The organism is Streptomyces sp. B93 (assembly GCF_018070565.1).
In the GTDB taxonomy this organism is placed as follows: Bacteria; Actinomycetota; Actinomycetes; order Streptomycetales; family Streptomycetaceae; genus Streptomyces.
On sequence record NZ_JAGPXL010000028.1, the window covers coordinates 16544 to 29434 of the forward strand.

General features: G+C 73.9%; 12 protein-coding genes. All 12 read right to left on the reverse strand.

Going from position 1 to position 12891, the window contains the following annotated elements; all coding sequences use genetic code 11:
* Positions 1–29 precede the first annotated feature (29 nt).
* Positions 30–698 (reverse strand): response regulator transcription factor, encoded by a 669-nt coding sequence (locus KBY47_RS23985; RefSeq protein WP_210924051.1) that lies wholly within the window; start codon positions 696–698, stop codon positions 30–32.
* A complete protein-coding gene (locus KBY47_RS23990; RefSeq protein ID WP_374103106.1) occupies positions 695–2044 on the reverse strand; it encodes a sensor histidine kinase in 1350 nt (449 codons plus the stop codon). The genes KBY47_RS23985 and KBY47_RS23990 overlap by 4 nt, the downstream gene beginning before the upstream one ends.
* A gap of 75 nt (positions 2045–2119) precedes the next feature.
* Positions 2120–3019, reverse strand: a complete 900-nt coding sequence (locus KBY47_RS23995; protein WP_210924052.1) for an alpha/beta hydrolase — start codon at positions 3017–3019, stop codon at positions 2120–2122.
* A 52-nt stretch (positions 3020–3071) separates the two neighbouring features.
* On the reverse strand, positions 3072–4262 hold the full coding sequence (kynU, locus tag KBY47_RS24000; RefSeq protein WP_210924053.1) for a kynureninase: 1191 nt from the start codon (positions 4260–4262) through the stop codon (positions 3072–3074).
* Positions 4255–5094: a tryptophan 2,3-dioxygenase family protein gene (locus tag KBY47_RS24005; RefSeq protein ID WP_210924054.1), complete on the reverse strand. Its 840-nt coding sequence runs from the start codon at positions 5092–5094 to the stop codon at positions 4255–4257. The genes kynU and KBY47_RS24005 overlap by 8 nt, the downstream gene beginning before the upstream one ends.
* Before the next feature lie 144 nt (positions 5095–5238).
* Positions 5239–5652, reverse strand: coding sequence for a DUF3151 domain-containing protein (locus tag KBY47_RS24010; RefSeq protein WP_210924056.1), 414 nt, complete (start codon positions 5650–5652; stop codon positions 5239–5241).
* 206 nt (positions 5653–5858) lie between these two features.
* Complete coding sequence (locus KBY47_RS24015; protein WP_210924058.1) at positions 5859–7349, reverse strand: MFS transporter; 1491 nt, start codon at positions 7347–7349, stop codon at positions 5859–5861.
* 62 nt (positions 7350–7411) lie between these two features.
* Entirely contained in the window at positions 7412–8443 is a 1032-nt protein-coding gene (gene fbaA, locus KBY47_RS24020) for a class II fructose-bisphosphate aldolase (RefSeq protein ID WP_210924059.1), read from the reverse strand.
* 125 nt (positions 8444–8568) lie between these two features.
* Positions 8569–9117 carry an orotate phosphoribosyltransferase gene (pyrE, locus tag KBY47_RS24025; RefSeq protein WP_210924060.1) on the reverse strand — a complete coding sequence of 183 codons (549 nt, stop codon included), beginning with the start codon at positions 9115–9117 and terminating at the stop codon, positions 8569–8571.
* Between the two features lie 10 nt (positions 9118–9127).
* Positions 9128–9925, reverse strand: a complete 798-nt coding sequence (locus KBY47_RS24030) for an aldose 1-epimerase (protein WP_210924061.1) — start codon at positions 9923–9925, stop codon at positions 9128–9130.
* Positions 9926–10307: 382 nt separating this feature from the next.
* On the reverse strand, positions 10308–11126 hold the full coding sequence (locus tag KBY47_RS24035; RefSeq protein ID WP_210924063.1) for an SRPBCC domain-containing protein: 819 nt from the start codon (positions 11124–11126) through the stop codon (positions 10308–10310).
* Positions 11127–11199: 73 nt separating this feature from the next.
* Positions 11200–12840, reverse strand: coding sequence for a polyamine aminopropyltransferase (locus KBY47_RS24040; protein WP_210924065.1), 1641 nt, complete (start codon positions 12838–12840; stop codon positions 11200–11202).
* Positions 12841–12891 lie beyond the last annotated feature (51 nt).

Here is a 12891-nt window from a genome sequence, read left to right on the forward strand (position 1 = left end):
AAGTACGTGTGGTGCGAGCTGGGCGGCGGTCAGCGTGGGGTCACCAGGCGGGCCTCGTAGGCGAAGACCGCGGCCTGGGTGCGGTCCCGCAGGCCCAGCTTGACGAGGATGCGGCTGACGTGGGTCTTGATGGTCGACTCGGCGACCACCAGCCGCTCCGCGATCTCCGCGTTGGACAGGCCCTGGGCGATCAGGACCAGGACCTCCGTCTCGCGCTCGGTGAGGTCGCCGTAGGCCGCCTGGGCGGTGGCCGGGAAGCGCGGGGCGTCGGACAGCTTGGCGAACTCGGTGATGAGGCGGCGGGTCACGGAGGGGGCCAGCAGCGCCTCGCCCGATGCCACGACCCGTACGCCGTCAGCCAGTTGGCGGGCCGAGGCGTCCTTCAGGAGGAAGCCGGAGGCCCCGGCGCGCAGCGCCTGGTACACGTACTCGTCGAGGTCGAACGTGGTCAGGACGAGGACCTTCGCGGCACCGTCCAGGGCGACGATCTCCCGGGTCGCCTCGATGCCGTTCAGCTCGGGCATGCGGATGTCCATCAGGACGATGTCCGGGCTCAGCTCCCGTACCCGCTCGACCGCCTCGCGGCCGTTCACCGCCTCGCCGACGACCTCGATGTCCGGCATCGCGTTCAGCAGGACGGAGAAGCCCTCGCGCACCATCATCTGGTCGTCCGCGATCAGCACGCGGATGGTCGTCATGCCTCGTCCTCGCTCGGCGTCACCATGGCGACGGGCAGGAACACCGTCACCTCGTAGCCGCCCTCGGCGGTCGGGCCCGCCGTCATCTCCCCGCTGAGCATCGACACCCGCTCCCGCATCCCGGTGATCCCGTGACCCGCCCCCGGTGACGGCTTGACCAGCAGCGGCGCGGGCGGCGGGTCGTTGACTATGCGCAGGCCGAGGCCGCCGAGGACGTACCCGATCTCCACCCGGGCGTTCGCTCCCGGCGCGTGCCGCAGCGTGTTGCTCAGCGCCTCCTGCACGATCCGGTACGCCGACAGCTCCACGCCCTGCGGCAGCTCCCGCACCGCCCCGGTCACCGTCTTCGCCACCGGCAGCCCCGCGTCGCGCACGTTGGCGAGCAGCGCGTCCAGGTCGGCGAGGGTGGGCTGCGGGGCGTCCGGCGCCTCGTAGTCCTCGGCGCGGACCACGCCCAGGACGCGGCGCAGCTCGGTGAGGGCGGCCACCGCGTTCTCCCGGATGGTGGCGAAGGCCCGCTCCAGCTCCGGCGGCGGGTTCTCCACCCGGTAGGGCGCGGCCTCGGCCTGGATCGCGACGACCGACATGTGGTGAGCGACCACGTCGTGCAGCTCACGGGCGATGGTCGTGCGCTCCTCCAGCAGGGTGCGCCGGGACCGCTCGTGCGCGGTCACCGTCTGCTGCGCGGTCACCTCCTGCTCGGCGGTGCGGCGGGTGTGCCAGACGGTGACGGCGAGCAGGAACAGCGCGGAGACCACGAGCATGGGCGCGGTGTTGGTGGTGTAGTGCCCCCAGCCGAAGCCGGTCTCGGCGAAGAAGCCGTACGTCGCCGTGAGCACCCACATCCACGCGGCCGTACGCGGCCGGGTACGGATCGCCACGATGGTCAGCACGGCCAGGTGGGAGACGAAACTTCCCGGCAGCCAGGGCCAGTTGCCCCACGACGTCCCCACGGTGGCGACGGCCGCCGTCGAGACGAAGGAGAGCCAGAACGCGCCGACGGGCCGGATCAGCGTCAGCAGCACCGGCAGCAGCGCCAGCACCCCGCACACCACGGCGGTCAGGCTCCCGCCACCGCTCCCCCAGGAGACCAGCATCGCCAGCGCACCTGCCGCCGCCACCACCGCGTGCGGTGCCAGCCCGGCCCGCTCCCGCAGCCTGCCGGGCAGCCGCCTGACCAGCGGCCCGTCGATGTCGGCCCGGGGCAGCGGGCGGTAGGCGAAGGCGTCGTGGAAGAGGTCCTGGCGCAGCCCGCGCAAGGCGTCCATGGCCAGCCGGAACTCGGGGCTGCGGGCGGGGCTGCCGCCGCCCGGCGGGGTCATCCCTGTCTGGGTCGTCTCGGTCACATACAAGACGGTAGGCCCGGCCGGGGGTAGCGGTCGTCACCAGTGAGGGGGGTCCTTGGGGGTCCCCCTGAAGTACTACCAGGCCAGTTGCGCGATCTCCTCCGCCACCACCGCGCAGGCGTCCGCCGCCGGGTCGATCAGCGGGAAGTGCCCGACGTCCTCCAGCAGCGTCAGCCCCACCACCTCCCCTGCCTTCGCCGCCGCGTCGGCGTACGCCTCGGCGACCGCGGGCGGTACGTCGACGTCGGTGCGGCCCTGCACCAGGGTGGTGGCGATGCCGGTCGGCAGCAGGAGGGCGGGGTCGGCGTAGGCCCGGCGCTCCCCGAAGTCGGGTTCCGGGCCGAGCAGTTCACGGACCGAGCCGCCGCACACGTCCAGTTTGTCGGCGACCGCGAGGTCCGCGATCGGGGCGAGGGCGACGACGCCGCGCAGTTCGGCGGGGCCGCCGGTGCGCCAGGGGGCGTCGGCGGGCAGGACGTGCCGGGACGCGGCCCACAGGGCGAGGTGCCCGCCCGCGGAGTGCCCGGTGAGCACCGTACGGCGCGGGTCGGCCCGCGGCACGGCCTCCCGGGCCAGCCCCGGCAGCGCGTCCAGCGCGGCTGCGATGTCGTCGAAGGTGTCCGGCCAGCGCCCGGCGGTCCCCTCCGCGCCGCCCCGCCGGTACTCCACGACGGCCACGGCGAAGCCCCGCCGCGCCAGGAAGTCCGCGAACGGCGTGATGTGCCGCCGGTCGTACGCCGCCCGCCAGGCGCCGCCGTGCAGGACGGCGACCAGCGGCACTGCGGAACCCTCGGCCGCCGGGGCGCCGTCGGGCCCGCCGCGCGGGAGGTAGAAGTCGACCACCTGGTCGGGGTGGCCGCCGTACGCGGCGGTGCGGTCGGGATCGACGGGCGGGTGCGCGAACGCCGACGCCTCCTCCGCGGCAGCGGCGTCCTGCGGCACTGCGGCATCTCTGGCTGCGTCGGCGTCCGGCATGCTCCAACCTCTCAGCGGGAAAAGCGAATCTCAGTGGTTGGCCGGGACGGTATCAGTCCGATGAGATGACCTCCCCCAGCACCCGGGCCGCCCGCTCCACGTCCCCGAAACCCACGTACAGCGGCGTGAACCCGAACCGCAGCACATCCGGGTGCCGGAAGTCCCCGACGACCCCCCGCTCGATGAGCCGCGCCATCACCCGACCGGCGTCGGCGCACCGCAGCGCGACCTGGCTGCCGCGCTCGGCGTGCGCGTCCGGCGTCAGAGACTCCACCCGCCCGGCCGGTACGTACGCCGCCACGCACTCCAGGAAGAAGTCGGTCAGGGCGAGCGACTTGGCCCGTACGGCGTCGACGGAGACCCCGTCCCACACCTCCAGGGCCGCCTCGAGGGCCAGCATGGAGAGGATGTCCGGCGTGCCGACCCGGCCGCGCACCGCGCCGGGCGCGGGCTCGTAGTCGCGGCGCATGCCGAAGGGTTCGGCGTGCGAGTTCCAGCCGGGCAGCGGCGAGTCGAACCGCTCCTGGAGGTCCCGGCGCACATACAGGTACGCCGGTGAACCGGGCCCGCCGTTCAGGTACTTGTAGGTGCAGCCGACCGCCAGGTCCACACCGTGCTCGTCGAGCCCGACGGGCAGCGCGCCCGCGCTGTGGCACAGGTCCCACACCGAGACGGCGCCCGCCGCGCGCACCGCCGCGGTGAGCGAGGGCAGGTCGTGCAGGCGGCCGGTGCGGTAGTCGACGTGGTTCAACAGCACCGCGGCGGTACGGTCGCCCAGCGCGCCCGGCACCTGGGAGGGCGCCACCGGCCGCAGCGTACGGCCGGTCATCCGGGCGGCGGACTCGGCGATGTAGCCGTCGGTGGGGAAGGTGGTGGCGTCGACGAGGATCTCGTCCCGCCCCTCCCCGGCCAGCCGTACCGCACCCACGAGCGCCTTGAAGACGTTGACGCTCGTGGAGTCCCCGACGACGATCTGCCCGGCCGCCGCGCCCACCAGCGGGGCGATCCGGTCGCCGATCCGCTCGGGCGCGGTCCACCAGCCGCTCTCGCTCCAGGACCGGATGCGCAGCTCGCCCCACTGCCGCCGGACGACGTCGTCGACGCGGCCGGGGACGGCGGCGGGCAGGGCGCCCAGGGAGTTCCCGTCCAGGTACACGGCGTCGTCGAGGACGAAGCGGGCACGCAGCCCGGCGAGTTCGTCCGCGGCGTCCAGCTTCGCCGCGCGCACACGCTGCTCAGACATACGACCGCGCCGTCCACAGCTCGGGGAAGACGCTCTTCTGCGCCCGCTTCTCCAGCCAGGCGACCCCGGCGGACCCCCCGGTGCCGGCCTTGGCGCCCATGGCGCGGCGGGTGGCCACCAGGTGGTCGTTGCGCCAGCGCCACACCAGCTCGGCGACATCGGACAGCGCCTCGCCGAGCCGGGCCAGCTCGTCGTCCGGGTCGCCCGAGTAGACGGCCGTCCAGGCGGCCTCGACCTCCGCCGACGGCTCGTAGCGCAGCGCCACGTCACGCCGCAGCACCGCCTCCGGGATCGCGTGCCCGCGCCGCGCGAGCAGCCGCAGGACCTCGTCGTAGAGGCTGGGTTCGTGCAGGGCCTTCTCCAGCTCGGCGTGCACGCGCGGGGCGCCTCGGTGGGGCACGAGCATCGACGCGGACTTGTCGCCGAGCAGGAACTCCATCCGCCGGTACATCGCGGACTGGAAGCCGGAGCCCTCGCCGAGGGCCGAGCGGTAGGAGTTGAACTGCTGCGGGGTGAGCTGGCCGAGCGGCTTCCAGGAGGCGTTCAGCGCCTCCAGCTCCCGCACGGAGCGCTTCAGCGCGTCGACGGCGACCGGCACGCGGTCCTCGCGCAACGCGTCCGCCGCGGTCTCCCACTCATGGACGATGACGGTGAACCACAGCTCCATGACCTGGGTCGTGACCAGGAAGACCATCTCTCCGGGATCGTCGGAGAGGGTGTGCTGGAGGTGGGTGAGCACGTCCGCCTTGACGTAGTCCTCGTACGGCGTCGTGCCCTGGAAATCGAGATGCGGGGTCTCGGGCTCGTGAGCCTGCTGAGCCTCATGGGACATCGCTGTCTCCTGCTGTGTACTCCGGGTAGCGGTCCGCCCCTGCCGATCCCGGCACGGGGGCCCCGGTCCCCACCAGCATCCTCCGCAATGCCCGGGGTGCCCGCAAGGCCCGCCTGATCACAGACGGGCCGGGACCGGCAGCGGTCAGCCCAGCGTCTGGGCGGCCGTCGGGGAGGAGTCCTTCAGGAACTGCGTGCAGCGCTCGTGCTCGTCCTGCTCGCCGATCGCGCCCGCGGCACGGGCCAGCGCGTGCAGCGCCCGCAGGAAGCCACGGTTCGGCTCGTGCTCCCACGGCACCGGGCCGTGCCCCTTCCACCCGCTGCGGCGCAGCGCGTCCAGACCGCGGTGGTAGCCCGTACGGGCATAGGCGTACGACTCCACGACGCTGCCCCGCTCGAACGCCTCGTCCGCCAGCTGCGCCCAGGCCAGCGAGGAGGTCGGGTACTTCGCGGCGACCTCCGCGGGCGCGGAACCGTTCGCGAGCAGCTCACGGGGCTCGGGGTCGTCGGGGAGGTGGGTCGGGGGCGGGCCCCCGAGAAGGTTCTCGTGAATCGTCATGCGTCCAGTCTGAGGCATCCGACGACGTCCCAGGGGGCCGGTCCCGGCGCACGGGGACACCGCCCTTCACCCCCGGTGCCAGCACACGGCGACGCCGCCCCTCACCCCCGGTGCCAGCACACGGCGACGCCACCCCTCACCCCCGGTGCCAGCACACAGGGACGCCACCCCTCACCCCCGACCCCAGCGCACGGCGACGCCACCCCTCACCCCCCGACCCCCTCGCCCAGCCTGCCGCCCCGCCGGCCCTCCAGCGGTGGTACCGCCACCGAGCCGTGGGTGTGGCATTCGGGGCGGGCGCAGTCCGGGGCCGGGCGGCGGACCGTCGCGAAGGCCAGCGCGGCGCCCACCACCAGGACGCCCGCGCACATCAGCATCGCCCGCCCGAAGGCGGCGTCGAACGCGTCGGGCGACCGGTAGGCGTCCGGCCCCATCCCGGCCAGCAGCGGCAGCGCGGCAACCGCCACCAGCCCCGCCGCGCGGGCCGCCGCGTTGTTGATGCCGCTCGCGAGACCCGCGCGGCCGACGTCCACCGAGGCCAGCACGGTCGCGGTGAGCGGGGCGACCAGGGTGACCATGCCGACGCCGAGCACCAGCACGGCGGGCAGCACATCGGCGACGTACGACGCGTCCTCGCCCACCCGCAGCATCAGCAGCAGCCCCGCCGCGCACAGCAGCGGCCCCACCGTCAGCGGCACCCGCGGCCCGATCCGGTCGCTCAGCTCGCCCGACCGGGCGGAGAACAGCAGCATCAGCACCGTCGTCGGCAGCAGCGCGGTGCCCGCCCCGAGCGCCGAGTAGCCCGACACCACCTGCAACTGCACCACGCCGAGGAAGAAGAACCCGCCGAACGCCCCGTACACGCACAGCGTGACCACGTTGACGGCCGTGAACTGCCGGGACGCGAAGATCGCGGGCGGCATCATCGGCTCGGCCCGCCGCCGTTCCACCCGCACGAACGCGGCCCCCGCGGCGACGCCCGCCACCGCCGTGGCCACCACCACCGCCCCCGGCACGCCCTCCCCGGCCCCGATCAGCGCGTACGTCACCAGCCCGAGGCCCGCCGCGCCCAGCACCGCCCCGAGCACGTCGAACCGCCCGTGCGCCGCCTTGCCGTCGCCGGACTCCGGGACGTGCCGCAGCGCCACCGGCACGCACAGCAGGGCCAGCGGCACGTTCAGCAGGAACACCCACCGCCAGCCCGGCCCGTCCACCAGCCAGCCGCCCAGGAACGGCCCGACCGCCGCCCCGATCCCCCCGAACCCGGACCACAGCCCGACCGCCCGCCCCCGGTCGTCGGGGTGGAAGGTGGCCTGGATCAGCGCCAGCGACCCGGGCGTCAGCAGCGCCCCGCCGACCCCCTGCAACGCCCGCGCGGCGATCAGCGCGCCCGCGTTCGGGGCGATCCCGCACAGCAGCGACGCCACCGCGAACCACACCACCCCCACCACGAACACCCTCCGCCGCCCGAACCGGTCCCCCAGCGCCCCGCCCAGCAGGATCAGCCCGGCCAGCGTCAGCATGTACGCGTTGACGGTCCACTGGAGCGCCCCGAGGTCGGCGTCCAGGTCCTCGCCGATGCGCGGCAGGGCGACATTGACGACCGTGGAGTCCAGCAGGGCCATGCTGGAACCGAGCACGGTGGTGAAGAGCACCCACTTGCCCTGCGGCGATGCCAGCCGCACTTCAGACGACATCCCCCACATATACAACGAGCCCGGCGCCGAGGCGCCGGGCTCGTCGGGACTCCTACGAAGGTCTACTTCAGCTTCGTACCGGCCGACCGCAGGTTCCGGCACGCCTCGACGACGCGCGTCGCCATGCCCGCCTCGGCCAGCTTGCCCCAGGTCCGCGGGTCGTAGGTCTTCTTGGAGCCGACCTCGCCGTCGATCTTCAGGACACCGTCGTAGTTGGCGAACATGTGGCCGGCGACGGGACGCGTGAAGGCGTACTGCGTGTCCGTGTCGATGTTCATCTTCACGACGCCGTTCTCCAGCGCGGTGCGGATCTCGTCCTCCGTGGAGCCGGAGCCGCCGTGGAAGACGAAGTCGAAGACCTTGTCCCCGGCCGGACGCCCGTACTTGGCGGCGACGCCCTCGTTCAGCTCCTTCAGCAGCTCGGGGCGGAGCACCACGTTTCCGGGCTTGTAGACGCCGTGCACGTTGCCGAAGGACGCGGCCAGCAGGTAGCGGCCCTTCTCGCCGAGCCCCAGCGCCTCCGCCGTACGGATCGCGTCGTCGACGGTCGTGTACAGCTCGTCGTTGATCTCGTGGGTGACGCCGTCCTCCTCGCCACCGGTGGGGGTGATCTCCACCTCGAGGATGATCTTCGCGGCGGCAGCGCGGGCGAGCAGCTCCTGCGCGATGGAGAGGTTGTCGGCGAGGGTCTCGGCCGAGCCGTCCCACATGTGCGACTGGAACAGCGGGTTCTCACCGCGGGCGACGCGCTCCTCGGAGACGGCGAGCAGCGGACGCACGTACCCGTCGAGCTTGTCCTTGGGGCAGTGGTCGGTGTGCAGGGCGACGGTGACGTCGTACTTCTTGGCGACGATGTGCGCGAACTCGGCGAGGGCCACGGCGCCCGTCACCATGTCCTTGTTGTGCTGACCGCCCAGGAACTCGGCGCCGCCGGTCGAGATCTGGATGATGCCGTCGCTCTCGGCCTCGGCGAAGCCGCGCAGAGCCGCGTGCAGGGTCTGGGACGAGGTGACGTTGATGGCCGGGTAGGCGAACTTGCCTGCCTTCGCCCGGTCGAGCATCTCGTTGTAGACCTCGGGGGTTGCGATGGGCATCTGACCGCTCCTTGTATCTGCGGGTTGGCGTACTGCGTGGTTACGGCCCTGACCTAGACCTTGGGTGCGACGTCATTGTCGCCCCCATCCTTCCAGACGAAGCCCGCCGGGCCGACCGCCGAGCCTCAGTCAAGACCCAGCTCGTCCCTGGAGAAGGCGTACAGGTACGGCACCCCCGCGCCGTCCTGGATCTTCTCGGCGGCGCCGGTGGCCCGGTCGACGATGGTCGCGACGGCGACGACCTCCGCCCCGGCCTCCCGCACCGCCTCCACGGCGGCGAGCGGCGAACCGCCCGTGGTCGAGGTGTCCTCGACGACGAGCACCCGGCGCCCCGCGATGTCCGGGCCCTCGACGCGCCGCTGGAGGCCGTGCGCCTTGGCGGCCTTGCGGACCACGAACGCGTCGAGCCGCTTCCCGCGGGCGGCGGCGGCGTGCAGCATGGCCGCGGCGACGGGGTCGGCGCCCATGGTCAGCCCGCCCACCGCGTCGAACTCCAGCCCGTCGGTGAGGTCGAGCAGCACCTGCCCCACCAGCGGGGCGGCCTCGCCGTCGAGGGTGATCCGGCGCAGATCGACGTAGTAGTCGGCCTCGATGCCCGACGACAGGGTCACCTTGCCGTGCACCACGGCCTTGTCCTTGATCTGCTGAAGCAGCGCAGCACGCACGTCCGTCATGCCTGCCAGCTTAAGCGGCCTGAAGCCGCCGCCAGCTCCAGGTCGTCGTCGCCTCCAGCGGCTCCAGCGGTGTAACGAGCCGCGGGAGGGTGTTGAGCCCGTTGGGCGGTCCGGTCTGCGGCTCCACGCAGACGGCGGCGTCCTGCTCGTCGTAGATCACGACCCATTCCTCGGGGCTGGTCACCTTCAGCTCCAGCCGCTCCGGCCAGGTCAGGGTGACGTCGACGCCGCCGGGCATGCCGAAGCAGTCGTCCCAGGGGCCGGGCTTGGGGTCGATCCGCCGTCCGGTGGGCAGATGGTCCTCCCCCCGCTCCTCCTGCCACTCGGCGGCGAAGCCGATCTCCACCGGGGCGCCGTCGATCTCCCGGTTGAACCACGGGTGCCAGCCGATCTGCGCCGGGAAGGAGGTCTCGTACGTCTCCACGGCCATGGTCAGCGTCAGCGCGTCCGGCGCCAGCGCGACCACCTGTGTCACCCGTGCCGGGTAGGGCCAGGGTTCCACGAGGTCGTACGTCAGCACCGCCTCGTCGGCCGTGTGCCGGGCGAGGGTCCAGGCGCCGTCGCGGGCGGTGCCGTGGATGGCGTGCGGCGGCGCGTTCAGCGGCATCTGCCGCTCGGTCGCGCCGTCCAGGAACCGCCCGGCGCGGATGCGCCCGCACCAGGGGACCATCGGGAAGCACCCGAACCGCTCCCCCTGCCGCAGCAGCTCCACACCGCCGACCCGGAGCCCTCCGACCCGGCCGCCGTTCGCCACCTGCACGGTGGCCTCCGCGTCACCCGCGGTCAACGTGATGTCGTCGTTACTCACGGGACGACCCTACTGGCGCCGGTCCGCACCCATGTCGCCACCGTGCCACCGCCGTTCACACGGCACCCGAAACCGCCGCTCGCGCGGCACCCCGCCACGGACCCATACGCCGCACCCGGTACCGGCGCTCACGCGGCACCCTGCCACCGGCACCTACGCGACACCCCCACCCGCACATACACCGCGCCCACCACCGGCACATACACCGCGCACGACGCCCGCACGCGCACGACACCCGCGACCGCCCCTTGCGCGGCGCCCCGCCATCGACACATGCGCGACACCCGCGACCCGGCGCTCGCACGGTGCCCGGAACCGGCGCCTACGCGACACCCGCCACCGCCACGCGCGACACCCGCCACCCCCACGTGCACGACACCCGTCACCGCCGTCTGCGCAGCACCCGTCCGACCACGATCGAGGCGACGACGACCGCCGCCGCGGGGGCGGCCCAGCGCAGGGCGCCGCCCGGGGAGACGGGCTGGGGGGCGGGGACGGGCGCGTACCGGCCGCGGGGCGGGGCGTGGTCGACCTCCTCCGCGCTGCGTCCGATCATCGTCCGCCGGGCGTGCGCGGCCTCGGCGGGCGGTTCGGCGTCGGTGAAGTCCTCGGCGGTGCCCGGCTCGTCGGGCGCTAGCGACGACGGCGGCACCTCGGTCTCGAACACGGAGGCGGACGCCTCCGGCGCCGGCGGCACCGGCGCGTCGTCCGCGTCCGGAGCCGCCTCGAAGTCCCCGGACGCCGACGGCTCGAAGTCCTCGGTGGCCACCGTCTCGGCGGGCTGCTCGGCCCCGAGCCGCTCCCCGAACCGGTTGAGCAACCGGGTGACGGCGGAGCCGACGGCGTCGGCCGGCAACTCGGTGACCCGCCCGTCCGCGTCGGCGGTCCCCTCGACGGCCAGCACGGCACCCTCCTCGGCGGACCGCACCCGGAGCGTGAGCGCCAGCTTGACCGAGCCGCTGCCGCGGGTCTCGGTGGCGTCGCCCTCGACGGCGTACCGCCCGTCGTCCTGGGCGGTGAGCCGCAGGGCGCCGCGGTAGGTGATGCTGGTCGAGCCGATCCGTACCTTCAGCCGCCCGGCGACGGGCTCGGCACCCGCCTCCTGCTGGAGCCCGGGAACCGCCCGGGCCACCCGCGCGGGGTCGGCCAGCGCCTCCCGCAACCGCTCGGCCGGAACCGGAATGAAGACCTCGTGCTCCATGTCGACGGAGCCTACCCACCGAGGGCCGTGAATAAGCCGGAAAGCGCCTCCCGGAAACCCCCGGCCCCACCCGTCACCCCGCGTACCGCGGATGCACCAGCGTCGAGGCGGGCAGCCCGCGCACCCGGGTGCGCGCCGCCGCCCGCGCGTCCCCCGACAGCGCCCGCTGCGTCAGCGTCCGCGGCCGGGGCGCGGTGGGCACCCGCAGCGGCGGGCGGGCGTCGGACGCGGCGAGCAGGAAGCCCCAGTCGTGCCCGGCGGACGAGTGTCCGGCGGTGCGGTCGGGTCCGGTGCCGAAGCCGGTGGCGCCGCCGCCGACGCGGTAGGGGGCGGGGCGCAGTCCGGCGGCGCGCAGGGTCGCCTCCACGGTCCAGAACACCCGCGGCCGGGTGGTGACGGGCCCGGCGTGCACGGCGAGCCGCCCGCCGCCGGTGAGCACCTGCCGGGCCAGGCCGTAGAACTCCTGCGAGTACAGCTTCGCGCTGGCCGTGATCCCGGGGTCCGGCAGATCCGCGATCACGACGTCGTACGAGGCGGTGGGCGCCCGACGCATCCAGTGGAAGGCGTCGCCGGTGGACACCCGCACGCGCGCGTCGGCGTAGGCGTGGCCGTTGAGCGCGGCGAGCGCCGGGTCCTCGCGGGCCAGCCGTACGACGGCCGGGTCGAGTTCGACGATGTGCACCTCGCGCACCCCGGGATGGCGCAGCACCTCCCGGGCGGCGAGGCCGTCACCGCCGCCGAGGACGAGCACGCGCGCGTGCGGGCCGTTCATCGCGGGGTGGACGAGCGCCTCGTGGTAGCGCCGCTCGTGGCGTCCGCTGATCCGCAGCCGCCCGTCGAGGAAGAGGTCGAGGGGGCGGCCGTGGGTGCCGCCGGTGAGGACGATCTCCTGGACGTCGCTCTGGAGGGCCACGCGCACGTGCTTGCCGTAGACCGCCTGCCGGGCGGCGCGTTCGAAGTCGTCGACGAGTACGGCGGTGGCGGCGAGCAGCGCCAGCACCGCCAGGTTGGCGACGAGCAGCAGCCAGCGCCCGCGGCGGCTGAGGTCGCCGCGGAACAGCCCGAGGACGAGGGCACCCCCGGCGACGACGTTGACGGCGCCGGTGAGCAGGGCGCCCGTCAACTGGCCCAGGAACGGCAGGAGGAGGAAGGGGAAGGCGAGACCGCCGACGAGCGCGCCCACGTAGTCCGCGGCGAACAGGTCGGCCACCGCACGGCCCGCGTCCTGCCGCCGGATGCGCTGGATCAGCTCCATCAGCAGCGGGATCTCGGCGCCGATCAGCAGACCTATCGCGAGCGAGAAGCCGACCAGCAGACAGCGCGGGCCGTACCCCCACAGGCCGCCCCAGTCGCCCGTCCAGGCGAAGACCGCGTAGAGCACCATGGCGCTGCTGCCGCCGACCAGCGCGAGCACCACCTCGACGGCCCCGAACCCGGCGGCCGCGCGCCCCCGCAGCCGCTTCGCCGCCAGGGAGCCGATGCCCATCGCGAAGACCATCACGGAGAGGATGACGGAGGCCTGGGTGACCGAGTCCCCGATCAAGTACGAGGCCAGGGCGACGAGTTCGAGTTCGTAGACCAGCCCGCAGGCCGCGCAGACGAAGACACCCGCGAGGACCAGGAACCGTCCGGTGTCCGGCCTGACGGGGAGCTTCGCGGGGCCGCGCCAGGACGGCGGGGCGCCGGGGCGTGACGGCGCGTGCGGGTCGATCACAACAGGGACGTTACGTCACGGATGTGCACGGACTGGTCACCCACACGTGTG